This window comes from Acidithiobacillus concretivorus (assembly GCF_018853445.1).
GTDB lineage: Bacteria > Pseudomonadota > Gammaproteobacteria > Acidithiobacillales > Acidithiobacillaceae > Acidithiobacillus > Acidithiobacillus concretivorus.
Map to the genome: position 1 here is coordinate 37,335 of NZ_JABELD010000015.1, position 23,843 is coordinate 61,177.

At 54.3% G+C, this 23,843-nt stretch carries 28 protein-coding genes and 2 tRNA genes; 15 read left to right on the forward strand and 15 right to left on the reverse strand.

Going from position 1 to position 23,843, the window contains the following annotated elements:
* Positions 1–198: 198 nt before the first annotated feature.
* Positions 199–843: a cytochrome b/b6 domain-containing protein gene (locus tag HJG40_RS01905; protein WP_226856850.1), complete on the forward strand. Its 645-nt coding sequence runs from the start codon at positions 199–201 to the stop codon at positions 841–843.
* Positions 844–896: 53 nt separating this feature from the next.
* On the forward strand, positions 897–1,574 hold the full coding sequence (locus HJG40_RS01910) for a molybdopterin-dependent oxidoreductase (protein ID WP_215862636.1): 678 nt from the start codon (positions 897–899) through the stop codon (positions 1,572–1,574).
* Positions 1,575–1,584: 10 nt separating this feature from the next.
* Here HJG40_RS01910 and HJG40_RS01915 read toward each other — a convergent pair.
* Both HJG40_RS01915 and HJG40_RS01920 read right to left on the reverse strand, forming a co-directional pair.
* A tRNA-Arg gene (locus HJG40_RS01915) sits at positions 1,585–1,661 on the reverse strand.
* A 10-nt stretch (positions 1,662–1,671) separates the two neighbouring features.
* Positions 1,672–2,331, reverse strand: a complete 660-nt coding sequence (locus tag HJG40_RS01920; protein WP_215862637.1) for an RlmE family RNA methyltransferase — start codon at positions 2,329–2,331, stop codon at positions 1,672–1,674.
* Between the two features lie 89 nt (positions 2,332–2,420).
* On the opposite strand from HJG40_RS01920, the gene HJG40_RS01925 reads away from it, so the two are divergent.
* The 3 genes from HJG40_RS01925 to HJG40_RS01935 all read left to right on the forward strand — a co-directional run bounded on the left by HJG40_RS01925 (position 2,421) and on the right by HJG40_RS01935 (position 3,774).
* Complete coding sequence (locus tag HJG40_RS01925; RefSeq protein ID WP_215862638.1) at positions 2,421–2,714, forward strand: YhbY family RNA-binding protein; 294 nt, start codon at positions 2,421–2,423, stop codon at positions 2,712–2,714.
* A 77-nt stretch (positions 2,715–2,791) separates the two neighbouring features.
* Positions 2,792–3,175: a Co2+/Mg2+ efflux facilitator ApaG/CorD gene (gene apaG / locus HJG40_RS01930; protein ID WP_215862639.1), complete on the forward strand. Its 384-nt coding sequence runs from the start codon at positions 2,792–2,794 to the stop codon at positions 3,173–3,175.
* A complete protein-coding gene (locus HJG40_RS01935; RefSeq protein ID WP_215862640.1) occupies positions 3,172–3,774 on the forward strand; it encodes a class I SAM-dependent methyltransferase in 603 nt (200 codons plus the stop codon). The genes apaG and HJG40_RS01935 overlap by 4 nt, the downstream gene beginning before the upstream one ends.
* Positions 3,775–4,059: 285 nt before the next feature.
* On the opposite strand, the gene typA is transcribed toward HJG40_RS01935, so the two are convergent.
* Together typA and HJG40_RS01945 are read right to left on the reverse strand one after the other, a co-directional pair.
* The gene (typA, locus tag HJG40_RS01940) at positions 4,060–5,886 is read right to left on the reverse strand and encodes a translational GTPase TypA (RefSeq protein WP_081577617.1); all 1,827 of its coding nucleotides are present in this window, start codon (positions 5,884–5,886) and stop codon (positions 4,060–4,062) included.
* A gap of 153 nt (positions 5,887–6,039) precedes the next feature.
* Positions 6,040–7,242 carry a putative porin gene (locus HJG40_RS01945; protein WP_215862641.1) on the reverse strand — a complete coding sequence of 401 codons (1,203 nt, stop codon included), beginning with the start codon at positions 7,240–7,242 and terminating at the stop codon, positions 6,040–6,042.
* 197 nt (positions 7,243–7,439) lie between these two features.
* Between HJG40_RS01945 and HJG40_RS01950 the strand changes: the two genes are divergently transcribed.
* Positions 7,440–7,513: transfer RNA gene (locus HJG40_RS01950), tRNA-Gln, on the forward strand.
* Positions 7,514–7,592: 79 nt separating this feature from the next.
* On the opposite strand, the gene HJG40_RS15350 is transcribed toward HJG40_RS01950, so the two are convergent.
* Complete coding sequence (locus tag HJG40_RS15350) at positions 7,593–7,739, reverse strand: hypothetical protein (protein WP_368355864.1); 147 nt, start codon at positions 7,737–7,739, stop codon at positions 7,593–7,595.
* Here HJG40_RS15350 and dapF point away from each other — a divergent pair.
* The 6 genes from dapF to hslU are packed head-to-tail and all read left to right on the forward strand — an operon-like array spanning position 7,668 to position 12,171.
* The gene (gene dapF / locus HJG40_RS01955) at positions 7,668–8,477 is read left to right on the forward strand and encodes a diaminopimelate epimerase (RefSeq protein ID WP_368355863.1); all 810 of its coding nucleotides are present in this window, start codon (positions 7,668–7,670) and stop codon (positions 8,475–8,477) included. The genes HJG40_RS15350 and dapF overlap by 72 nt on opposite strands.
* Before the next feature lie 33 nt (positions 8,478–8,510).
* The gene (locus tag HJG40_RS01960; protein ID WP_215862643.1) at positions 8,511–8,687 is read left to right on the forward strand and encodes a hypothetical protein; all 177 of its coding nucleotides are present in this window, start codon (positions 8,511–8,513) and stop codon (positions 8,685–8,687) included.
* The gene (locus HJG40_RS01965; protein ID WP_226856852.1) at positions 8,680–9,372 is read left to right on the forward strand and encodes a DUF484 family protein; all 693 of its coding nucleotides are present in this window, start codon (positions 8,680–8,682) and stop codon (positions 9,370–9,372) included. Before HJG40_RS01960 ends, HJG40_RS01965 begins: the two co-directional genes overlap by 8 nt.
* Positions 9,366–10,310, forward strand: a complete 945-nt coding sequence (locus tag HJG40_RS01970) for a tyrosine recombinase XerC (RefSeq protein ID WP_215862645.1) — start codon at positions 9,366–9,368, stop codon at positions 10,308–10,310. Before HJG40_RS01965 ends, HJG40_RS01970 begins: the two co-directional genes overlap by 7 nt.
* Entirely contained in the window at positions 10,307–10,846 is a 540-nt protein-coding gene (gene hslV, locus HJG40_RS01975) for an ATP-dependent protease subunit HslV (RefSeq protein ID WP_075323306.1), read from the forward strand. The genes HJG40_RS01970 and hslV overlap by 4 nt, the downstream gene beginning before the upstream one ends.
* A gap of 2 nt (positions 10,847–10,848) precedes the next feature.
* Positions 10,849–12,171 (forward strand): ATP-dependent protease ATPase subunit HslU, encoded by a 1,323-nt coding sequence (gene hslU, locus HJG40_RS01980; RefSeq protein WP_215862646.1) that lies wholly within the window; start codon positions 10,849–10,851, stop codon positions 12,169–12,171.
* Positions 12,172–12,203: 32 nt separating this feature from the next.
* Here hslU and HJG40_RS01985 read toward each other — a convergent pair whose 3' ends face one another.
* The 5 genes from HJG40_RS01985 to ftsY all read right to left on the reverse strand — a co-directional run bounded on the left by HJG40_RS01985 (position 12,204) and on the right by ftsY (position 16,082).
* A complete protein-coding gene (locus HJG40_RS01985; protein ID WP_215862647.1) occupies positions 12,204–12,527 on the reverse strand; it encodes a hypothetical protein in 324 nt (107 codons plus the stop codon).
* A gap of 4 nt (positions 12,528–12,531) precedes the next feature.
* Positions 12,532–13,392 (reverse strand): RNA polymerase sigma factor RpoH, encoded by an 861-nt coding sequence (gene rpoH / locus HJG40_RS01990; protein WP_215862648.1) that lies wholly within the window; start codon positions 13,390–13,392, stop codon positions 12,532–12,534.
* Positions 13,393–13,543: 151 nt separating this feature from the next.
* The gene (gene ftsX, locus HJG40_RS01995) at positions 13,544–14,452 is read right to left on the reverse strand and encodes a permease-like cell division protein FtsX (protein WP_215862649.1); all 909 of its coding nucleotides are present in this window, start codon (positions 14,450–14,452) and stop codon (positions 13,544–13,546) included.
* Positions 14,449–15,120: a cell division ATP-binding protein FtsE gene (gene ftsE, locus HJG40_RS02000; protein ID WP_215862650.1), complete on the reverse strand. Its 672-nt coding sequence runs from the start codon at positions 15,118–15,120 to the stop codon at positions 14,449–14,451. The genes ftsX and ftsE overlap by 4 nt, the downstream gene beginning before the upstream one ends.
* Positions 15,117–16,082 (reverse strand): signal recognition particle-docking protein FtsY, encoded by a 966-nt coding sequence (gene ftsY, locus HJG40_RS02005; protein ID WP_438263554.1) that lies wholly within the window; start codon positions 16,080–16,082, stop codon positions 15,117–15,119. The genes ftsE and ftsY overlap by 4 nt, the downstream gene beginning before the upstream one ends.
* A gap of 338 nt (positions 16,083–16,420) precedes the next feature.
* Here ftsY and rsmD point away from each other — a divergent pair, with 338 nt between their 5' ends.
* The 3 genes from rsmD to HJG40_RS02020 are packed head-to-tail and all read left to right on the forward strand — an operon-like array spanning position 16,421 to position 17,783.
* Positions 16,421–16,972 carry a 16S rRNA (guanine(966)-N(2))-methyltransferase RsmD gene (gene rsmD, locus HJG40_RS02010; RefSeq protein ID WP_215862652.1) on the forward strand — a complete coding sequence of 184 codons (552 nt, stop codon included), beginning with the start codon at positions 16,421–16,423 and terminating at the stop codon, positions 16,970–16,972.
* 6 nt (positions 16,973–16,978) lie between these two features.
* The gene (gene coaD / locus HJG40_RS02015; protein ID WP_215862653.1) at positions 16,979–17,503 is read left to right on the forward strand and encodes a pantetheine-phosphate adenylyltransferase; all 525 of its coding nucleotides are present in this window, start codon (positions 16,979–16,981) and stop codon (positions 17,501–17,503) included.
* A 28-nt stretch (positions 17,504–17,531) separates the two neighbouring features.
* A complete protein-coding gene (locus tag HJG40_RS02020; protein WP_215862654.1) occupies positions 17,532–17,783 on the forward strand; it encodes a YfhL family 4Fe-4S dicluster ferredoxin in 252 nt (83 codons plus the stop codon).
* On the opposite strand, the gene HJG40_RS02025 is transcribed toward HJG40_RS02020, so the two are convergent.
* Genes HJG40_RS02025 through hemA form a run of 5 tightly spaced genes read right to left on the reverse strand, consistent with a single transcriptional unit; the run spans position 17,767 to position 23,828 of the window.
* Entirely contained in the window at positions 17,767–19,746 is a 1,980-nt protein-coding gene (locus HJG40_RS02025; protein WP_215862655.1) for a dynamin family protein, read from the reverse strand. The genes HJG40_RS02020 and HJG40_RS02025 overlap by 17 nt on opposite strands.
* A gap of 16 nt (positions 19,747–19,762) precedes the next feature.
* Positions 19,763–20,575: a bifunctional DNA-formamidopyrimidine glycosylase/DNA-(apurinic or apyrimidinic site) lyase gene (mutM, locus tag HJG40_RS02030; RefSeq protein WP_215862656.1), complete on the reverse strand. Its 813-nt coding sequence runs from the start codon at positions 20,573–20,575 to the stop codon at positions 19,763–19,765.
* Positions 20,568–21,413: a peptide chain release factor N(5)-glutamine methyltransferase gene (gene prmC / locus HJG40_RS02035; RefSeq protein ID WP_215862682.1), complete on the reverse strand. Its 846-nt coding sequence runs from the start codon at positions 21,411–21,413 to the stop codon at positions 20,568–20,570. The genes mutM and prmC overlap by 8 nt, the downstream gene beginning before the upstream one ends.
* Positions 21,406–22,500: a peptide chain release factor 1 gene (gene prfA / locus HJG40_RS02040; protein WP_215862657.1), complete on the reverse strand. Its 1,095-nt coding sequence runs from the start codon at positions 22,498–22,500 to the stop codon at positions 21,406–21,408. The genes prmC and prfA overlap by 8 nt, the downstream gene beginning before the upstream one ends.
* Positions 22,497–23,828 (reverse strand): glutamyl-tRNA reductase, encoded by a 1,332-nt coding sequence (gene hemA, locus HJG40_RS02045; RefSeq protein ID WP_215862658.1) that lies wholly within the window; start codon positions 23,826–23,828, stop codon positions 22,497–22,499. The genes prfA and hemA overlap by 4 nt, the downstream gene beginning before the upstream one ends.
* Between the last annotated feature and the right edge of the window lie 15 nt (positions 23,829–23,843).

A 23,843-nucleotide genomic window follows, 5' to 3' on the forward strand; every position in this document is an offset into this window, starting at 1 on the left:
TCTCAGGCTACTCATTTAGCTTGTCTCATTCCTATTCGTCAAAAGAACGCTCCGGGTTACAGGCATATAAATTATGTATGACATCAGGGCTGTTTTCAGCGCTTTCTTAAAAAAACCCAGCTGACTGTAACTATTTTTTTTCGCCGACGTATTACCCAGCAAGACGAGGGAAAAGGACTTGATCGGTGGGAGAAGAAAATGAGCGAATCGTTAACCAGTATATTTAATACGACACCCGAGAATAGCGACAAGATCAAGCCAGCCATGATCCATCCCTTATGGTTGCGCCTCACGCATTGGGTGAATGCCTTGGCTGTGTTGATCCTGATTAGCAGCGGCTGGCGTATTTACAATGCCTCGCCGTTGTTTGGCTTTAGTTTCCCCAATGATATCACGCTGGGTGGCTGGCTGGGTGGTGCTTTGGATTGGCATTTTGCCGCCATGTGGATTTTGGCTGCGAATGGATTGATTTATCTTCTGTTCAATGGCGTCAGCCGCCGGTTCTGGCATAAGTTTTCCCCGCTCTCGCCGCGCGCGGTGTGGAGCGATATCAAGGCGGCACTGCGCAGTCGTTTATCTCATGCCGAGGCAAGTCAGTACAACAGCGTGCAAAAAGCCGCTTATCTCTTTGTGGTTCTGGATCTTGTGCTGCTGGTTCTCTCCGGTTTGGTGTTATGGAAATCGGTTCAGTTTTCCACCTTGGCCTTTCTGTTGGGTGGTTATGAAACCGCGCGCTATGTGCACTTCTGTTCGATGGCGTTTCTGCTGGGATTTATCGCAATCCATTTGTTGATGGTGCTACTGGTTCCACGCAGCTTGCTCACGATGATTCGTGGCCGCTAACAAAACCAATCGGCATCGAAACCACGTAAGCATAAACAAGGAAAACTCAGACGATGAATAAGCAAATAAAAACACCGGAATCGAGCGTCGATGCCGATGCGATCATCAAAGAAGCCGTATCGCTGGTGGGACGCTTCAATCGGCGGCATTTTCTCAAGCAATTCGCAACACTCGGCGGGTTATCACTTCTGACCGGCTGCTCGATCAGTGATCACGACGGTGTAGAGAAACTACTTGCTCAGGTCTCCCGATTTAACGACAAGGCACAAGCATGGCTGTTTGATCCAAACAAGTTGGCACCAACCTACAGCAAATCCCAAATCACGCGGCCCTTCCCGTTTAATGCCTATTACAGCGAAGCCGAAGTGCCTCAAGTTGATGCTGCTGATTTTCAACTGGACGTGTCGGGGCGCGTCAGCAATCACAAATCTTGGACTTTGGCTGAACTACAGGCGCTGCCCCAGGTAGAACAGATCACGCGCCATATTTGCGTGGAAGGTTGGAGTGCCATCGGGCGATGGCATGGTGTGCCTTTCTCGGAGTTTTTGAAACGTATTGGCGCAGACACCTCGGCGAAATACGTCGCATTTCACTGTGTTGATGATTATTTCACCAGTATCGACATGGCCACGGCACTGCACCCACAAACCCAACTGACACTGGGTTTTGATGGGCAACCGTTGCCGGCGCGATACGGATTCCCCTTAACGATACGAATCCAATACAACTAATTAATTTTATTGGTGCGCAGTACTGGATTCGAACCAGTGACCTTCGGCTTCGGAGGCCGACACTCTATCCAGCTGAGCTAACTGCGCATGCTGCAGATTATAGGGAACTCGCTGGCGCGTTGTCCAACCTTTCCTGTGCAACTCCCTGAAAGTCCAGCGCCAGCCAGTACTGTTCGGTAGAACGGGCGCGTGAAGCTTCCGGCTTGCGTACCACAATTTTTTTGAAATCCTTGCGCAGGGCACGACGCAGCTCTTCAGCGCCCGCCCCCATAAACACCTTGATCAACAGCGACCCGCCCGGACGCAGCCAGCGGTGGGCCATATCCAGCGCCAGTTCCGCCAGGTCTATGGCGCGGGCCTGATCGACACTGGCAATCCCGGACATATTGGGGGCCATATCACTCATGATCAAATCCGCCCCTTCCGGCAAGGCCTCCCGACAGGCGGCAATCACCGCATCTTCGTAAACGTCACCATAAATTACCGAGGCATCGGCAACTGGGTCCATAGCCAGTCGGTCCACAGCCACCAGCCGCCCGTTACGGCCGATGAGCGGGGCGGCCACCTGGGTCCAGCCCCCCGGCGCGGCACCCACGTCAAGGACGCGCATACCGGGACGAATCAGCCGATCTTTCTCCTGAATTTCCAATAATTTGTAAGCTGCCCGAGAACGATACCCTTCTTTCATGGCACGCTGCACGAACACATCCCGAAAATGTTCTTTCAGCCATTTTTCACTGGATTTACTTCTAGCCACTGCAACAACCTCCGACCTTTGACCACCGCATCGCGCAAACGTACACTCCCGTCCACCATTTATCGAATCATCTGTCTGACGAGGATACCATGCTGGACGCCAAACAAAGACAAAACCTGCGCGGTCAGGCCCATACCCTCAAACCGGTTGTGATGATTGGTGCGCAGGGCGTCACTGATGCCCTGCTCGCCGAACTGGAAATCGCTCTGGATGCCCATGAACTCATCAAGGCCCGCTTACCCCAAGTGGAACATGCGCTGCGCGATGCCATGATTACCCGGTTGGTCAGTGCCAGTCACGCCGAAGTCGTTGGACGTATTGGCCGCATCGTCATCCTGTATCGGCTCCGGCCTGCTGCAAAAATTCCAAACAAACGACGCTGAAGCGGCTTGGCAGGTGGCTTCCCGCTCGTTAGACTGGTTCTTGATTATCCTAGTGGCTCAACGCCCGGAGTAAGATCATGGCAGAAAACGCCCCCACAGACATTCAGATCACCGTAGAAACCCGATATATTCCCGAACAATCCAGCCCCGAGCAGGCGCATTATGCTTTTGCCTACCAGATCACCATCGAAAACCACGGCCCGCAAACGGCGCAACTACTGAATCGCCACTGGATTATTACCGACGCCGAAGGTCATATCCAGGAAGTCAAAGGTCCCGGCGTGGTCGGCGAACAGCCCACTCTGCAGCCTGGACAACGCTTTCGCTATTCCAGCGGCTCGGTTCTGTCTACGGCTGTAGGCAGCATGCACGGCAGTTACGAATGGATTACTGCAGACGGGGAAACCTTCGAAAGCCCCATTCCTGCATTTCGTCTGGCCGTCGCTACGGTATTTCATTGAGCCGCAGCAGCCTGCAGCGCGCCTACGGCATCTGGGCGCCCATTTACGATCAGGCAGTACGCGGTTTTTCCGAACCTTTACGTCAGCGCAGCCTCCGCCAAATCCCTCAAAATGCGTCCTGTCAGATTTTAATCGATGGCATTGGCACCGGGCTGGACATTCCCTTTTTGCCAAATCACTGTACCGCCATTGGCATTGACCTGACCCACGCCATGCTGCGCCGCGCGCAAAATCTGCCAAGCCCCATTCCATTGGTTCAGGCCGACGCCGAAGTGCTGCCCTTTGCCAATGCGTCCTTCGATTTTGTGGTGATGCATTTAATTCTGGCGGTGGTCCCCAATGCCGGCAAAGCGTTGGCAGAAGCCAGCCGCGTTCTCAAACCCGGAGGCCGGATTTTACTACTCGACAAATTTTTACGTCCCGGTCAAAAAGCCTGGTTAAGACGCGCCTTGGGACGGGTAGCGGGTGCCGTAGCCACCCATACGGATCTGACCTTTGAGGAGATTCTGGCAGAGCGCCCGGAATTACAGTGTATAAGTGACGAACCGGGGGCCATGGGCGGCTGGTTCCGCCTCATCACGCTGGAAAAAGCACCATAAAATATCAAGCCCGGTAAGCGTTGCCGCTTCCGGGCCTGCAGTCAGCCACTGAACACAGGGTGTTTCAGTGGTGAAATTCGCTTAACTTAAAAGCGGCAGTTGCCGTGGATGCTTTTTGCTCCATTGTTCCTTGCCTGTTGTTCTAAGGCTCATCCTGCTGTCAGGAGAGAACTCGCCCTTTGGGCTCAAACAGCTCTCCTGACGGGCGCTGGATTTCGCCAAGAACAACAACGGCTCGAAACAAAAGTCGCTGCAAATCATCCACGGCAACTGCCGCTTTTTGGCTTAACCGTTTCCGGCACCGCCACGTGACGCCTTTTTACGCTCGTTTTCCGTGAGATAGCGCTTGCGAATCCGGATGGACTGAGGTGTTGCTTCCACCAGTTCGTCGTCGGCCAGAAACTCTACCGCAGCTTCCAGCGTCATCTTAATGGGTGGCGTCAACATGATGTTTTCATCAGAACCCGAAGCCCGCATGTTGGTCAGCTTCTTTTCCTTGAGGGGATTGACCACCAGATCATTGTCACGGCTGTGAATACCAATCACCATGCCTTCATAGACCTTGTCGCCGGGGCTGACAAACATCCGCCCCCGATCCTGCAAATTAAAGAGGGCAAAACCCACTGCCTCGCCTTCTTCTGCGGAAATCAGCACGCCATTATTACGCGCCGGAATGCTGCCCTTGACCGGACCGTAACCGTCGAAAATATGACTGATCACCCCCGTACCGGACGTGGCCGTCAAAAACTCGGTATGAAAGCCGATCAGGCCGCGCGCGGGAATTTTGTATTCCAGACGCACCCGGCCACGGCCATCGGGCATCATGTCCTGCAATTCACCGCGCCGGATGCCCAAACGCTCCATGATGGTGCCCTGATGGGTTTCTTCCACATCTACGGTCAAGGCTTCATAAGGCTCTTCCCAGACGCCATCCACCTGACGCTGAATCACCCGGGGACGAGAAACGGCCAGTTCATAGCCTTCGCGGCGCATGTTTTCAATGAGGATGGTGAGATGCAGTTCGCCGCGTCCGGACACCATGAACACATCGGCGTTATCCGTATCTTCCACCCGCAACGCCACGTTAATGAGCAGCTCCTTGTACAGGCGATCGCGCAACTGGCGGCTGGTGACAAACTTGCCTTCACGCCCGGCAAAGGGGCTGGTATTCACCTGAAAGGTCATGTTCAGGGTCGGTTCATCAATAGGTTTCCAGGGCAAGGCTTCGGGCGCTTCCGGCGCGGCAATGGTCGCACCAATGGAAGGTTCTTCAATACCTGTCACCGCCACAATATCGCCCACCGTAGCCGTTTCCCAGGGCACCCGCTTGAGGCCATCAAAACCCAGCAACTGCAAAATCCTCGCCTTGGTCTGGGTTTGGTCCACGCCATGAATCAGGACAATATCCTGGCCGGGTTTCATGGAACCACGGCGAATCCGGCCAATGGCAATACGACCCACATAACTGGAGTAATCCAGATCGGCAATTTGCATTTGCAAGGGACCTTCCGGATCACCTTCCGGGGCATGCACATGGGTCAAAATCATCTCGAAAAGGGGTTTCATGTCACCCGAACGCACCTCAGGATCTTCACCCGCATAGCCCTGCAGACCGGAGGCGTAAATAACCGGGAAATCCAGTTGTTCTTCGGTAGCACCGAGTTTGTCGAAAAGATCAAAAGTGGCGCTGATGACATAGTCGGCGCGAGCGCCGGGGCGGTCCACCTTATTAATAACAACAATAGGTTTCAGACCCAGTTCCAGGGCCTTGCGGGTCACGAAGCGGGTCTGCGGCATGGGGCCCTCGACGGCATCCACCAGCAGCAGAACGCCATCCACCATGCCCAACACACGCTCCACTTCAGCACCGAAGTCGGCATGTCCGGGAGTATCGACAATATTGATATGCGTATCGCCCCACTGCACCGCCGTGTTTTTCGCCATAATGGTAATGCCGCGCTCTTTTTCAAGATCGTTGCTGTCCATCACCCGCTCTTCCAGCTGCTGGTGTGCGGCAAAAGTACCGGACTGACGGAGCAACTGATCCACCAGCGTGGTTTTGCCATGGTCAACGTGGGCGATGATAGCGATATTACGGATTTGACGAGCCACTGATATTCCCCAAAACGGTCATAAGAAAAAACGCGGGATCAAGCCTCCCCGCAGCGGGTTTTCTTATAACGGTATCCTGCTCAAAAAGCAAATAAAAACCGCCCCCGAAGGGGCGGCAAGAGGTGACCGAAGCCACCCGGGAATTGCTTTGACTTAGAAACCAGCCTGGAACTGCAACATCAGGGTGTTGTAAGCCACACCGTTGATGGGTGCCTGTCCATTTACAGAACTGCCATAGATCTGATTAATTGAACCACCACGGGTCGCCATGATGTAATTCAATTGCACCTCAGCGGCATGGGGGTTATTGGGATTGACGAAATAATTCAAGCCCACTGTAGCGTTACCCAAAGTGCCCTGACCATGGACCGTGTACGAGTCGTAACGGATGGCAGGCTCAATATCAATGGGAGACAGGGTCATCTGGTAAAGATTGACCCCCAATTCCGCATGCCAATCGTACGCGGTATAGGTTACCGGGTTGTAGAAAGGATTGGTGTTCAAATAACCCCAGCTAGACATCCCGCTGGCACGAGTATAACCAGCAGCGTAGTGAATGCCCATCAAGCCACCACGCACGCCCACGTTCCAACTGTAGAGATCGTCTCTACCACGGTTAGGTTCGGTGCCTAGACTGCCACTTGCTTCAGCAGTCAACAAAGGACCCATGCTGTACTTCAGCATGCCGGAAACAATGTACTTGCCATTACCATTGAGCATGCCGCTCTGACCACCGCCAGATGGATTGGTTGGAGTGACATTACTGAAAACCGTGTACTTGTCTACGGAGGTGTTATCAAAAATACCGACTGCATAACCTACACCTGAACCCATGACGTTGTTGGCATGGAACATGGCACCGGCAGAACGACCGGACAACAGGGACTGACCCATATTGCGGTAGATGAAGGGCAACTCGTTACCGGCAATACTGGTATATTCCAGGTCTTCAGGGGTTTTGAACTTGCCGACTTTTAACTGCACAAAGGGCACCGGAGCATAATTGATCCAGGCATCCATCAGTTGGGCTGTGATGCCGCCCATCATGTTGCCGCCCAGACCGTTATTCAGGCCATTGGCCATACCATTACCAAGACCTGCCTCGTCATACGCACCCTGGATGAAATAGTTGACGCCAGGAACCGCTTCACCCTTGAAGCCCAGACGGATGCGGTTAGCACCAAACATCAACCCATTGGAAGTACCGGGACCGGTACCGAACTGCTGGGCACCCGTGATCTGGGCATACCCAAAAACAACCGGACCGGTGTCATTACTGGAACTGTCTGCAGCAAAAGCTGCACCAGGAACCAAAACTGCGGCCGCAACGGCCAAAGCGATAAGATTCTTCTTCATGATAAAGCTCCTCCTCGAGAGCATTGTTTGGATACTACGCGGCAAGTTATAGCACCGGTGTGGACAGTTTGCAACATTTTGACAACACCTTTTTTACAACGTCGGCAAAATAAATACAAAGTCAGTGTTATTTTCACCTGATCCAGCAATCCGGTTTGACAGGGAAGCTGGCCTGAAGCTATTATCGCCGCCACTCTTGGGGAATCGTCTAGCGGCAGGACAGCGGACTCTGACTCCGCTAACCGTGGTTCGAATCCACGTTCCCCAGCCAAGAATGCAGCAGCGCCCAGGTTTCTCCTCGGCGCTTTTTTGTTGCCAAGGGGACACTAACCCTTTTCGAGCCTTCCGCCCTAGTCCGTGCTAAACTCTTGTCCATGATAGCTAAAACTGATCACACCGCCCGCAGCAAACTCCATTTCACTAAAATGCATGGCCTCGGCAATGATTTTGTCGTGTTCGATGGTGTCCGCCAGCAGGTTCAATTGACGCCAGATCACATCCGCGCCATGGCTGACCGCCACTTTGGTATTGGCTGCGATCAAATTCTGCTGGTAGAAAATCCCCAGTCTCCGGACTGTGATTTTCATTATCGCATTTTCAATGCGGACGGCGGTGAAGTCGCCCAGTGTGGGAATGGTGCGCGCTGCTTTGCAGTATTTGTTCGCCGTGCTGGACTTAGTGACAAGGATGTCATTCAGGTAGAAACCCAGTCCGGACAAATGCAACTTCGCATCCTCGAAAACGGCGAGGTCAGCGTTAACATGGGAGCTCCGCGTTTTGCTCCGGAGGCCATTCCTTTTAAAACCCGGGAAGAAGGCCCCGAATACCTGCTGGAAATCCATCATGACACCCTGCGCCTGGCCGCACTCAGCATGGGTAATCCGCACGCCGTACTGCGCGTGCCGGATGTGGCCACAGCACCCGTCACCCAGCTCGGGCCGCAAATCGAAAAGCACCCGGATTTTCCGCAGCGCTGCAATGTCGGGTTCATGGAAATCTGTGACCGCTCCCATATTCGTCTGCGGGTCTGGGAACGTGGTGCCGGAGAAACCCTGGCCTGTGGCAGTAATGCCTGTGCGGCGGTGGTGGCCGGAATCCGCTGGGGAGCGCTGGACCAGGCCGTTGCGGTAGATCTTCCGGGCGGTCGCTTGCACATTCAATGGGCAGGGCCAGAACAAGCCGTTATGATGACCGGACCAGCGCAGGTGGTTTTTGACGGAACCTGGCTCTTATAACACATTGTTTGACAGACAAAGGGGGATACCATCATGCAGAACACCACGGTACAAGCCATAGCTGACAGCCTGAACTGCAACGCCCAGGATCTGGCTTTTCTGCACAAACTGACAGATCAGGAAGGTGAAACCCTCGCTCATCTGATCGCGGCGCTGGAAGTACACAGTGCCCCCGAACGCTACAGCGATACCCATTGGGAGGATGATTAAGTTGGCAACAGCCCCTGAACACGATGATCAGGCAGAACGAGTCCGCCAGTACCTGCTCGAACATCCGCAATATTTATGGGATCAGGAAGATTTGTTAATGTCCCTGACTCTTCCCCATGTTGGTCGCGGGTCCGCCTCTTCCCTGCTCGAAAGACAGGCACAGATTTTACGCGACGAAAATAACCGTCTGCAGCAGCGTATTGCCGCCCTGCTGGGTGCCGCCCAACAAAATGCGGCACTGGGACTGCACCTTTCTGATCTGGCCACCGAATTGCTGAACACGCCGGACTGTCCGGCAACCTTGAATACCGTGCTGACCCGGCTGCACGAAGGTTTTCAGGTGGAGGCGCTGGCCTTGATTGCCCACACGCCGGTGTCGGATCTGCCCCAGTTTACGGTGCTTGAAGAAGCGGATTTTCTGGGGATACTGGACGGCTCGCCGCCCGCACAAGCGGCCACGGGTCTTTCCATCAACCCGAGCTTGCGGAGTACTTTGTTTGCAGCCGAGGGGGCAGCTCTGGAATCTTTTGCCCTGATTCCATTGGTTGGCCAGCATATTCAGGCGGGCATTGTGCTGGGCAGTCAAAATCCTGAGCGCTATGCCAAGGATGCGGGTGCGGATTTACTCAATCAAATTGGCCGTCTGGTGACGGCCGCTCTGGATCGCTGCCTGACCCCATGTTGATGCAGGAAGCCGTCGATGACTTTACAGTGGCTCTTGCCCGCAGCGGGCGCAGCAGCCCTGCTACCGTCGCAGCTTATCATCGCGACTTACAAGGCTGGTTGCACTTTATGCAAAGTCGTGGACATCAGGACATTGCCCATATTCAGCCCGGCGATTTGCGCGCTTATCTGATGGCGGAACGCAGTCGTGGAGTGGCTGTGCGCAGCCTGCGCCGACGTTTCGCCGCTCTGCGTGCCCTGTATCGGCATTTGCAAAAGGATTTACCGGATTTGTCGAATCCAGTGCAAGGCATCATGATGCCCAAATCTGAACAACGCCTGCCGGACTGGTTGACCGTCGATCAGGCCAAACAGTTGATGGACCCTGCCGACGAGCCCTCTACAGCCCCCAATTTTGCGCAGAGCCGCGATCAACTGATACTGGAACTGCTCTATTCCAGCGCCCTGCGCGTCAGTGAACTGGCGGGATTAGACCTGCAAGATCTGGATCGTCATGGCGGGACCGTGCGGGTCATGGGTAAAGGCAGCAAGGAGCGCATTGTTCCAGCGGGCAAAACCGTCTGGCGAATGCTCGATTTGTATTTACCCTTACGTCATGCGCTGCTGATGGACAAGCATCTTCTGGAAGAAAACGCTTTGCTGCTCAACGCCTCTGCTCATCGTCTCAGTATCCGCAGCATTCAAATCCGCATCAAGGAATTGGGAGAAAAACGCCTGGGTCAGCATATTCATCCCCACACCCTACGCCATAGTGCAGCCAGCCATTTTCTCCAGTCCGCCGGCGATTTGCGCGCCGTGCAGGAATATCTGGGACACGCAGGTATTGCAACCACGGCTATTTATACCCATATGGACTATCAACAGTTGGCGCATGTATATGATGCAGCTCACCCGCGCGCCAAACACACACAACGCCCGGAAACCGAGGACAACGTATGACAGATGCATTACCCATGCACGGCACCACCATTCTTTGCGTGCGACGCGGCAGCAATGTGGTGATGGCCGGAGATGGTCAGGTAACTTTTGGCAATACCGTCATGAAAGGCAATGCCCGCAAGGTAAGGCGTATTGAGCCGGGCGTGTTGACTGGCTTCGCAGGTGCTACCGCCGATGCTTTTACCCTGCTCGAACGCTTCGAGGCCAAACTGAAAGCCCATCCCGGACAACTGGCCAAGGCTGCCGTTGAACTCGCCAAAGAGTGGCGCACCGACCGGGTATTGCGGCGACTGGAAGCCATGCTGGCCGTTGCCGACGATAAACAAAGTCTGATTATTACCGGCCAGGGCGATGTGCTGGAACCGGAATTCGGCATTATTGCTATTGGCTCCGGCGGTCCCTATGCCCTTTCTGCGGCCCGCGCCCTGCTGGAAAATACCGAGTTGCCGGCCCGTGAAGTCGCCGAACGGGCGCTGGGCATCGCCGGGGACATCTGCATTTATACCAACCACAACCATACGATTGAAGAACTATGAGCATGTCTGAAATGACCCCCCGTGAAATCGTCCAGGAACTGGACAAGTACATCATCGGCCAGTCTGACGCCAAGCGTGCAGTGGCTATTGCCCTGCGCAACCGCTGGCGACGCGGCCAGGTGCCTGCGCCCCTGCATCAGGAGATCACCCCAAAAAACATCCTGATGATCGGGCCTACCGGCGTCGGCAAAACTGAAATTGCCCGCCGTCTGGCGCAATTGGCCAACGCCCCTTTCATCAAGGTGGAAGCCACCAAATTCACAGAAGTGGGTTACGTCGGCAAAGATGTGGAATCCATTATCCGGGACCTGACCGAAACGGCTGTAGATATGATTCGTAGCGAACGCCAATCGGCCATGCGCCAACGCGCTGAAGAAATGGCCGAAGAACGCATTCTCGATGCGTTGATTCCCGGCCCCCGGGACAGCACGGTGCCACGCAGCGATGAAGGGACCCGCCAAAAATTTCGCAAGATGCTCCGCGAGGGCAAACTGGACCAGCAGGAAATTGAAATTGAGGTTGCTGCTCCCAAAGCGGGTGTAGAAATCATGGCACCAGCGGGTATGGAAGAAATGACCAACCAACTGCGGGATATGTTCTCCAACATGTCCCAAGGTAAAACCAGCACCCGCAAGGTGCCAGTGGCGGAAGCCCGGCGTCTGCTGACGGATGACGAAGCCGCCAAGCTGGTCAATGAAGAAGAAGTACGCGCCCTGGCCCTGGAAAGAGTGCAGTCTGGTGGTATTGTTTTTATTGATGAAATCGACAAAGTCGCGGTACGTTCCGGGAGCCAGCAGGGTACCGATATTTCCCGGGAAGGGGTGCAGCGGGATTTGTTGCCGCTAGTGGAAGGGTCCAACGTCAGCACCCGTTATGGCGTGGTGAAAACCGACCATATCCTGTTCATTGCCTCTGGGGCGTTTCATCTCAGCAAACCTTCGGACCTGATCCCGGAACTGCAGGGACGACTCCCCATTCGCGTAGAGCTGGATGCCCTGAGTGCGGCAGACTTGGTCCGTATTCTGCAAGAACCAGAAAATGCCCTGGTTCGTCAGTACAGCGCGCTGCTCGCCAGTGATGGGGTCACCCTGCAATTTACTGATGATGGCGTACAGCGCATTGCCGAAATCGCGCAACAGGTTAACGAACGGGTCGAGAACATTGGTGCCCGTCGCCTGCACACCGTCATGGAACGCCTGCTGGAAGAAGTGGCTTTTTCAGCGCCCGATCTGAGTCAGCCCAGCTTGGAAGTCAATGCAGAATATGTGGATGGGCGCTTGCAGGATCTGGCCCAGGACGAAGATCTGTCCCGCTATATTTTATAGACTGGGTTCAGATTGGGTTACCAGAAAGAAAGTCAGGGCTTGAGATAAAACGCTCCGGCTGCCTGGGCCTCCGCAATGGCAATAACGCCCGCCGGAACCAGATGACTGCCAGCAGGCCGGTCGGCGGGGTCCAAGCCCATGCTGCGTAAACTGTTTTCACAAAAATCCACACATAAACCAGCGCTGATCCGCTCTTCAATTTCACGCCGCCAGTGGCCATGCGCCCACAGTGAAACTGGAGACTGACCATTGGCAATGACGCGCAGCGCCTGATTAGGATCCGCTGCCGCTGCATTGCGCACGTTGGCCAACAAATTCGGCCAACGTCCTGCATCGTCAATATGAAACAACAACATCGGTTCAGGCCGCCGGACTGAGTGCCAGCATTTTCTGACGCAGCTTGCCCATGCTGCTTTTTTCCAGCTGGCGGATACGCTCTGCAGAAACTCCCAGCTCATCACCCAGCACCTGTAATGTCTTGGGATCTTCGCTGAGCCAACGGTTTTCAATGATGTAGCGATCACGCTGAGGCAGAGCCGACAAGGCGCTCTGCAATACGGCATGCTGGTGCTCGTCCCAATCTCTATCCAGGAGTTGATCTACCGTGGACTCCGCAGGATCAGCCAGTTCCATGACCCGCGAATGGCCACTTTCTTCATCGGGCTCCATATTCAGGGAATAGTCATGCCCCGTCATCCGGCCTTCCATTTCCAGCACCTGCGCTTGGGTAACACCAAGATCTTCGGCAATGGCTGCACTTTCCTCACCACTCAACCAGCCGGTGTGGGTTCGGCTGGAACGCAGGTTAAAGAACAGCTTGCGTTGGGCCTTGGTAGTAGCCACTTTGACAATACGCCAGTTGCGCAAAATGAATTCATGAATTTCTGCCTTGACCCAATGTACGGCAAAAGAGACCAGGCGCACGCCATGATCAGGATCATAGCGCTTGACGGCTTTCATCAGACCAATATTTCCTTCCTGAATCAGGTCGGCTTCCTGCAGGCCGTAGCCCCGATAACCCCGAGCAATACGCACCACAAAGCGCAGATGACTGAGCACCAGGGATTTTGCCGCTTCGACATCTTCATGATCGCGCAGACGCAGGGCCAGATCCCGCTCTTCTTCAGGCTCCAGCATGGGCTGGGCATTCACGAAACGCAGATAAGCTGCCAGCCCGTCGGCACTGACCAAATCTCTACTGGCTATAGCAAGTTCATTCATAATTAGTCCTCGCAACAATCAACATACCTTGGACTCTCAAGATCTGCAGCTGGTTCCTTATCCACGAAAACTGAACCCAGCTTCTCAATACATACACACCATGATATGTAAATGGGGATCCCGAACAATATTTTCAAGGGTAGCTCATCCATTACGAAAAAGTATGGTCGAGGTGCTGCCCCACTGCAAGACGTGAACCCAGCCAGCCGAGAATAGCGCTGATAATAATCAGGATCAGCCCTTCCAGGCCCGTCAGGCCCAAAAGCTGAAAATGGGTACCATACAAAGTCGCCAGACGATCAACCGGTCCCTGCAAAATCGCGATGGTAATCGCAATAATAATCCAGGCTAGTATTCCGGCAATGGACCCCTGAATCAGTCCCTGATACAAAAATGGCCGGCGGATAAAGGCACGCGTTGCCCCCACCAGACTGGCAATGTCAATTTCATCGCGGCGCTGGGCAATATGCAGACGAATGGTATTCCCCATGACCAGAATCGCGCCGACGGCCAGCATAATGGCCAAAATCCAGACAGCCCTTTTACCCAGGGCCAGAATGGCCTGCAGACGCGCCACCCAATGCAAATCGGACTGGGCACTGGCGACTCCGGGTTGACGCGCCCACCCCTGAATTTGCGCCTGCAAGGCTGCCGGACTTTCAGACAACGGATTCAGTTCAACAATAAACGAAGCCGGTAGTGGGTTTTCTCCAAGAATTTTGATGGCAGCAGTCATTCCGGCGTTTTTTTCAAACGTTTTCAATGCGGCTTCCTTACCGACATAGCGCACATTAACGACTCCGGTGCTGCTCTGTAGCTGCTTCTGCAGCTGCTGTATGTCTTGCTCCGTGGCATCCTGATGGAGAAACAGGGAAATTTGGGCTTGATCTCGCCATTGCCCCAACAATTGCTGGAGATTATTGAGCGCCGCAAAAAGGCCCACGGGCAGCGCCAGCACAATAGCCAGGGCAAAAATGGTCATTAACGTCGCTAGCGGCTGCTTCAGCAGGGTGTTCACGGCATTTTGGGCGGCTTCCTGACGAATATGTAAGGCACTCACGCGGATTTCTCCTTGGAATCTTGCAGCATCCCTTGCTCCAGATGAAAGACGGGGAGCCCCAGACGCTCTACCTGGGACTGGTCGTGGGTTGCTACCAGAACCGTGGTACCGTGCTGATGAAAGTCCCGGAATAAATCCAGAATTTCCGTGCTCAACGAACCATCCAGATTACCGGTCGGCTCATCGGCGAGCAGAATTTCCGGGGTGTGCACAATGGCCCGGGCAATCCCTACCCGCTGCTGTTCGCCACCCGACAGCGTGGCCGGCAAATTATGAATCCGGTTACCCAACCCGACTTTTTCCAGTGCTGCCCTTACCCGGCTCTGAATCTGCTTGCCAGATACCCCACTGACCTGCAATGTCAGCGCGACATTATTGAATACGTCACGATCCATCAATAATTTGTGATCCTGAAAAACCACCCCGATGCGCCGACGATAGGCTGGAATATGACGTTTTTTCAGGGTCGAAACATCCACGCCATTGACCATCAGCGTGCCATGACTGACATCTTCCAGGCGCAGCAACAATTTCAGGAGCGTGCTTTTGCCGGCACCCGAAGGCCCGGTCAATAAAGCCATTTGCCCGGTCGGCAATTTAAGATTCAGTTCACGCAGCACATGATGGCGGCCGGGATAATGTTTGGTGACATTGATAAATTCAATCATGACTTCGGCTCCGCGAAGAGGGCATCAACAAAAGATTCTGGATCAAAGGGACGCAAGTCGGCCACCTGTTCGCCTACACCAATATAACGAATCGGAATTGGCAGAGCCTTGGCAATAGCCGCCACCACCCCGCCCTTGGCGGTGCCATCCAGTTTGGTAATACATATACCCGTCAGACCGATAGCCTCATGAAACTGCTGGGCTTGATTCAAGGCATTTTGTCCGGTTCCTGCATCTAGCACCAACCAGATCTGATGGGGCGCTTCTGGATCCTGCTTCGCCAGTACCCTTTTGACCTTTTTCAACTCTTCCATCAAATGGTCCTGGGTATGCAGGCGCCCTGCCGTATCGGCAATGAGCAGATCGGCAGATCGGGCCCGCGCCGCTGCAAAAGCATCAAATACTACCGAGGCACTATCTGCACCCGTTCCCTGCGCGACTACCGGAACCTGCACACGTTGCCCCCAGCCCTGCAACTGCTCAACCGCAGCCGCCCGAAAAGTGTCTCCGGCCGCCAGCACCATGGAAAAGCCATCGGCTTTCCAGCGTGCAGCAAGTTTGCCCGTAGTCGTCGTTTTACCGGCACCATTAATACCCACCATCATCAATACCTGAGTCCGTCCTTTTTCCGGCACCCAAAGTTCCGCACGCGGGCGCAAAATATCGAGCAGCGCATCGCGCAGGGCTTTTTTCAGGATGGCAGGATCTGTCAGTTCCTTACGACGCACTTTTTCCGTCACCGAGGTCATGATTTCCCGGGTCGCTGCAGCACCCAGATCCGCTTGTAACAATAACGCTTCCAGATCTTCCAGCAATTCGTCATCAATGACTTTTTTACCCAGAACCAGTCGACCGACGCCCTCGGTAAACTGCTCCCGACTCCGGTTCAGACCTTCTCGCAGCCGTGTGAACAGCCCTTTCTGCACGGAACTGGCGGCAGTTTCGGCAGCCGGTAATGCCATTTCGGAAGACTCTGTTAGCTGCGCTTCCGGTTCTTCCAATAGCGGTTCGGGTGGCGGAGTAGCCTCTTCTTCAGATACGGCTTCTGGCTCTGCCTCAACATTTGCAGGCAAAGCAGTATCCGGTTTTTCCTCAGCAGGCTCAGGCTGGACAGTTGCGTCGGTGGCTTCTGTCATTTCCTCCTGAGAAGGGCTTTTGTTACGCTTGAACCAATTAAAAACCATTGAACGGGCAGAACCTCAGACATTATGAATAGTTGCATTATCCACCGAAGCAGTGCAGCGAACAATGTGCCCATCGCTGATGACTATCTGCCACCTGCTGTTCGGGGTAAAAAACCATGACCGTCCGTATCATTGCTGGACGGCATCGCGGTCGCCGTCTGTTGACCCCTGCAGATTCTGGTGTTCGCCCTACGCCCGGGGTAGTCCGAGAACGATTGTTTAACTGGTTGGGCGGGGTGGTTGCAGGCGCGCGGGTTCTGGACCTTTTCGCCGGTAGTGGCGCGCTGGGGCTGGAAGCCTGGTCAAGGGGCGCCAGAGAAGTGGTTTTTATCGAAAAAAACCCCCGGCATCGTGTCCTGTTACTACAAAATCTCAAGGCTTGTGAGGTGCCGGAAAGCCAGCTTGCCGGTAAGGATGCTCTGCACTATCTACAGCAGAATGCCCCTTCCTTTGATATAGTATTTGCTGATCCGCCTTTTGATCAGGACTGGCCGCAGCGTCTGGCCTCTTGTTTTGCTGCCTGCGCAACATCGGAAAAACCCTGCTGGCTATACCTGGAAAGCTCGGCTGCAGAACAATGGCAGGCCGCAGATATCCCTGCGGGTTGGCAGACTTATCGCCACGGACATTGTGGTGATGCTTTTTACACTTTGTTTAGCAAGCAGTAGGAGCACATGCATACAACCTCCCAGCCCAGACGGATTATTTATCCCGGCACTTTTGATCCAATCACCCATGGACATGAAGACCTGGTCCGTCGCGCTGCCCAGCTTTTTGACGAAGTCGTGGTGGCCATCGCCTCGGAAACTCCCAAAAATCCCATATTTCCTCTAGCTGAAAGAGTCGCCCTGGCAACGGAAACCCTCACAGGCATTCCGGGAGTCCGGGTACGCGCTTTTTCCGGATTGTTGATCCACCTCTTGCAGGAAGAAAAAACCCATCTGATTCTGCGCGGATTACGCGCCATTTCTGATTTTGAGCATGAGTTTCAATTGGCTTCCATTAATCGCCGCATGGATGCGCAAATTGAAACGCTGTTTTTGATGACTTCCGATCAGCATACTTTCCTTTCCTCCAGCCTGGTTCGGGAAATCAGTCGACTGGGCGGAGATGTCAGCGCTTTTGTCCATCCTGCTGTAGCCAGCGCCCTGAAAAAACATTTTCGCAACGGAGTGGACCTGAGCAATTCAGAAAAGTAGAATATAGAATTGGTCCAAGGAGAAATAAATGTCTCTGCTTATTGATGACAACTGCATCAACTGCGATGTCTGTGAACCCGAATGTCCAAACAGCGCCATCAGCATGGGGCCGAACATCTATGTCATTGACCCAAATCTCTGCACCGAGTGCATTGGCCATTACGACACGCCCCAATGCATGGAAGTCTGTCCGGTGGATTGTATCAGCAAAGATCCTGACCATGCAGAATCTGCTGAACAACTGCAAAGCAAATTCCGGCAACTTACCGGACAGGCCTGAAAGGCTCTCTCAGCAGACTCAGCAGTGGAGCAGACTGCCGATCAAGCCGGTCGCTCTGCTCCTGAATCTCGGCAAGACTCTGTTCCAGCTGCTGCACTCTCGTATCAATATTACCCATGGTTGTAGCAATGCTTTGTAGTGCATTCAGCTCTTCTTCGGCATTTTGATGAAATAGCTGGAGTTGTTGGTTCATGACGGCCATGATTTCATCCACCCAGTTTTCTGCTTCCCGACGGGTTTCGACGACAAAATCCCGGGTACGGCCCGCTACCGTTAAAAATGCCTTACGCACCACGCTACTTTGGGTGTTTACCGCAATTTCCAGCATCATCCCAAAACGCTCGTAACTTTCAGACATATCCATCAATTCCGCACGTCTGGGCATCATGGCGTAGGGTACGGCCCGCAAGGGAGGCAGCCGGTAACGCTTCTGCAAGGCCTGATATTCTTCCGCGACCATGGCGGACACTTGTTGTGCACCCTCCAGTGCCCGGTCAAAGTGGGCAATGGCTTCACCGAAAAACTGCCGAAACCGCTCGACAATTCCTGCGGTTGTCCAGGCTGAAAGCATTTCCGCCTTGGCGTTACTGATCACCAGATCAAAGGTGCTGGGTGCCAGAGGAATCAGCAACAACTCTTCCACTGCCTGGCGGAACTGGGCTTTTTTCTCTTCAAAAGCCTGTCGATCCTTCTCAAAATTTTTGAGCAGGATTTGGTGCTGTTCAACCAGTTTGGGAATTTTTTCAGCCGTACGTTCCTTGAGACTCTGTACACTATCCATTTGCTCTAAAAGACGATGGCGCTGATCCTGCAAAATATTTTTTTGATCCAGCACCGCCCGCTCTATGCGTGCCCGGCATTTTTCCTTGATGGTTTCATGACGGGCTGGCAAAAGCACTTCCGCTATGGAGCGTTCCAGCGCGGCCAGGCCACTGCGTTCCAGAAGCTCTGCATCCTGACGGATTCGGGCAACCAGGCCTTTTTGACCGGAAACCGGAATGACCTGATCGGGGCTGATACGTAAGCGGGTTGCCGTATTAGCCACCTGCTGGGTAATTTCCTGTTGAATATCGTCTTCTTCCCGCAACTCGTCCCAAAGGGTGTCAATTTTATTCAAAAGTACGATTTGCTTTTGATGGGCATTGCGCATCAGATATTGATCCCAGATCATCAGATCACTTTGCGTTACCCCGGTGTCGGCGCCCAGAAGAAATACAATAGCTTCTGCATCTGCCAGCATGCTGAAGGTTAGTTCCGGCTCTGCACCAATGGCATTGAGCCCCGGAGTATCCAGCACCGTCAAGCCTGCATCCAATACCGGGTGCGCCAGGTACAATATGGCGTGTCGCCAGCGCGGAATGAGTACCTTACCCAATCCGCAAGAAGGGCAAACCGTGCGTTCACGATTTTTGGGGGTGCGGTTCAGCGGCGGGCAAAGACCAATACGCCTGGCATCTTCTACGGCCATACAAACCGTTTCCGTCAAGTGCGCCAATGACTCGGATCGCTCCTTTTTGTCTGCTAAAGACAAGGGAAATTTACGCCAGGCACTTCCCGCCTTTTTAAGCTTTTCAATGCTGACATCGAGGCTACGGCTGGCGATGGGCAGGAGCTGCAGACCGGGACGACCTTGCGGCGCACCGCGAATTTCGACGGGACACATGGTGGTCTGGCCGGAACTGGAAGGCAGCAGCCTTTGGCCCATATCCGAAAAAAACAAGGCATTGATCAGCTCGGTTTTACCCCGGGAAAACTCCCCGACAAAAGCAATACGCAGACTGTCCTGTTCGGTATCATAGGCCAGAGTTTCCAGCTGCAGCATGGTTCCGCTGGGCAGCAGGCCAAGGTCGGCAGTGAGTGCCGCCATTTCGTGCAGACCACTGACCAGATCCTGGCGCCAGCGGTTCAGCGCAGACAAGCCCTCCAAAATCGGTGACCGGGTAATCGACTGCTCAATGCTCATAAGTACTCCCGACAGGTCAGTGCTGACAATGGGAACAATAAGTAGTCGCCCGCCCGCCAATGCGTATTCCCTGCAGAGCTTTTCCGCAGCGGATACAGGCTTGTCCTTCTCGTCCGTATACCGCCAGAGATAGTCGAAAATATCCATTTCTGCCATCTGGTCGGGTAAAGTCGCGCAAAGTGGTTCCCCCTTGCTGAATAGCGGCTTCCAGCACGGAACGCACGGCGGCGGCCAGGAGGGTGTAGCGAGCCAGAGAGATGCGCCCGGCCGGGCGACGCGGATCAATGCCTGCGGCAAAAAGAGCCTCATTGGCGTAGATATTTCCTACCCCCACCACTTGATGCGCATCCATCAGGAAGGCTTTTACCGGAATCTGGCGCTGACGACTCTGAGCATGGAGATAGGTCCCGGAAAAATCATCGCCCAGAGGTTCCGGACCGAGGCGAGCAATCAATGGGTGCGCATCCACTTCTTTCAGCCAGCAAAGCACACCAAAACGGCGGGGATCATGAAAACGCAAACACGTATCCTGATCAAAAAGCAGGTCCACATGATCATGCTTCTCTACCGGAGTGTCCTGCGGGAGTACCCGCAAGTGTCCACTCATCCCCAAATGAATCAGAATACTGCCTCGTTGCAAATCCAGCAGCAGATATTTGCCGCGCCGTCTTATTTGCTCCAGTTTCTGACCAGCAACCTGCGCACTCAAATCCGCATTCACAGCCAGGCGCAAACGTGATTCACGCACAATTGCGCCCCGCAGATTTTTACCCGAAAGATGCGGACTGATTCCCAGGCGGGTTACTTCCACTTCCGGTAATTCAGGCATGCTCAGGACTCCTGGCGCTACTTACTCGTTCTCTGCCCGCCAGATCACAGTGCGTCTGTATTTGCTGAAAACCATGCTCTTGCAGGAGCTTGGACACTGCAGCCGCTTGTTCGTAACCGTGTTCCAGCAAAACACGTCCCCCCGGGTGTAATCGCGAACGGGCACCGAAAATAATCTGTTCCAGACATTCCAGACCGGTTGGACCGGCTACCAGCGCAGTCCTGGGCTCATGTTGCAAATCCGGCAGATGCGGATCATTACTGGCAAGGTAAGGCGGATTGGAAATAATTTGATCAAAACGCAGGCCAGCATTCAGGGGAGCATACCAATCACCTTGCAACCACTGAATGTTTTTTACCCCGATTCGCTTCCCATTCAGGCGGGCGACAGCCAAGGCTTCCGGACTTTGCTCCACCGCAAAAATTCTGGCTTGCGGCCGTTCACGGGCCAGCGCCAAGGCCAGCGCTCCGGACCCCGTGCCCAAATCAAGCAGTTGCAAGCCATCCTCTACCCGACTCTCCAGAAGCGCCAGACTGACCAGCAATTCACTATCGGGACGCGGAATTAATACTGCAGCATTGACTGCCAGATCCAGTCCATAGAAGGACCATTCACCCAAGCAGTAAGCCAGAGGCACACCGCTGAGTCGCTGGTCCAGCAGTGTCTGCAATTGCGCTTTTTCAGCGGGAGTCAAAACCTGTTGAGGATTTACCAGAAGTTCCGTGGAACGGAGACCGAGAGCAAGGGTCATCAACCAGCGCGCTTCCTGGGTGGGCTGGTCACTGACTGCCGCCAACTGCGCAGCCAGATGGCGCTGCCAATCCTGAAGACTAATCATCACCCAGATTTTGCAGCAAATCGGCCTGATATTCCTTGATCAGCGGCTCGATGACGGCATCCAGATCACCCGCCAGAATAGCTTCCAGCCGGTACAAGGTCAGATTGATACGATGATCCGTCAGGCGTCCTTGCGGAAAATTATAAGTACGAATGCGTTCGGAGCGATCGCCAGAACCAATCAAAAGCCGTCGGGTTTGCGCAGCACTGCTCTGCTGTTTTTCCTGCTCCGTTTCCAGCAGTCGGGCCTGTAACAAGGCCATCGCCCTGGCGCGGTTTTTGTGCTGTGAGCGATCTTCCTGACAGGCTACCACCAGCCCCGAAGGAATATGGGTAATCCGGATAGCCGAATCGGTCTTGTTGATGTGCTGACCACCGGCGCCACTGGCTCGAAAGGTATCAATTCGCAAATCCGCAGGATTGATATTGATCTCGCTGACCGTATCCACCTCCGGCAATACTGCCACCGTACAGGCGGAGGTATGGATGCGCCCCTGGGCTTCAGTTTCCGGGACGCGCTGAACCCGATGACCGCCCGATTCAAACTTGAGTCGGGAATAAGCGCCGCGCCCGCTGACTTCCAGGACGGCCTCCTTGTAGCCGCCCCGCTCCGACTCCGATGCCGACAACATCAGCACCGCAAAACCCTGACTCTCTGCATAGCGGGTATACATGCGCACCAGATCACCCGCAAATAGGGCAGCTTCTTCTCCCCCGGTCCCCGCACGTACTTCCACGAAAACATTGCGCTCATCGTTGGGATCTTTGGGTAACAAGCGTAAGCGCAAGGACTCTTCCAGTTCCTCCAGATCATTATTGGCGCTGGCCAGCTCGTCATGGGCCATTTCCCGCAAATCGGGATCGCGCTCTTCAAGCAGCATTTTTTCCGCATCATCGTGATCGCGTTGACGCTGTTCGTGACGGCGCAACAAATCCAGAATGGGGCTGATTTCACCCAGTTCTCTGGAAAGACTCTGAAAGCGCTGGGTATCATTGACCAACTCAGGGCTGGTCAACATCTGGCTCAGTTCTTCAAAGCGAAAGGCCAAGTGTTCCAGCTGGCCCTGCAAACGCGGACTGAGGCTCATCCTTCAGCATCACTGAGATGAAAAAGAATGTCTAAAGCCGCGACCAGGCTCTCATTAGTGGCTTCCTGGCAAGGCTGGCGCAAGGTCGCAATGGGATCATGCAGCACTTTATTGATCAGCGCCTTGGAAAAAGCCTCCAGTACCGCGTGCGGGTCCTGGCCCTGATCCAGATAATGCTGAAAACGCCGCACTTCGTCCTGGCGCCGTTCTTCCACGTGATCGCGCAGACGGCGGATAGCCGGCACCACATCCAGGCTTTCGCGCCACTGCTGAAATTGGCCCACTTCATCGGCAATAATCAGCTCGGCGGCTGCAGCGGCTTCACGTCGCGCCCGCATTCCCGCCTGGGCAATATCATTCAGATCATCCAGCGTGTACAAATAACACTGCTCAATACTTTCCACCTCGGGGGCAATATCCCGGGGTACGGCCAGATCCACCAGCATCAGGTCGCCACGTTCGCGCTGCGCCATGACGGCAGATACCGCCTCACGGCTGACAATGGGCTGGGTACTGGCCGTGCAGCTGACCACCACATCGACGTCATGCAGCAGACTGGGGATCATTTCCAGGGCATGGGCATTGCCCGCAAACTTTGCGGCCAGTTGCTCACCACGTTCGGAGCTGCGATTGGCCACAGCAAATGTACTTACGCCGTGCTCCCGCAAATGGGTAGCCACCAGTTCTATGGTATCTCCAGCCCCAATCAGTAATACCGATCGACCTTCCAGACCACCGAGCAACTGTTTGGCCAGACTGACCGCAGCATAGGCCACACTCACTGGAGCAGAGCCAATGGCAGTTTCCGAACGCACCCGTTTGGCAACCCGAAACGTCCAGTGCAGCAGGCGATTCAAGACCGGACCGGCTGCACTGCTGTCAGCAGCCACCTGATAGGCATCTTTCACCTGTCCCAAAATCTGGGGTTCACCAATAATCATGGAATCGAGGCCGCAGGCTACCCGAAACAGATGACGGACAGCCTCTGCGTCGCTGGAGTAATAAATGTGTCCATCCAGAGAACGGGGATCAATCTGATGAAAAGCACAGAGCCAGTTCTGCAAGGCCTGACGATTCGACCCATGACCGCCATGCACGTAAATTTCGGTGCGGTTGCAGGTAGATACAATCAGAACTTCCTTAACGAGTCCCTGATCAAGCAGATCGCGATGCGCCACAGCCAGCGATTCCGGAGAAAAGGCAACCTTTTCCCGAACCGCAATCGGGGCAGTATGATGACTTAGACCAAAGCAGAAAATAGCAGCGACCGTCCCTGCAGAGCGACGATGGAGGGGCTGAATTGTCGCTGACCGCGCACAGGATTGCAAGCCGCAGCGCCAGCA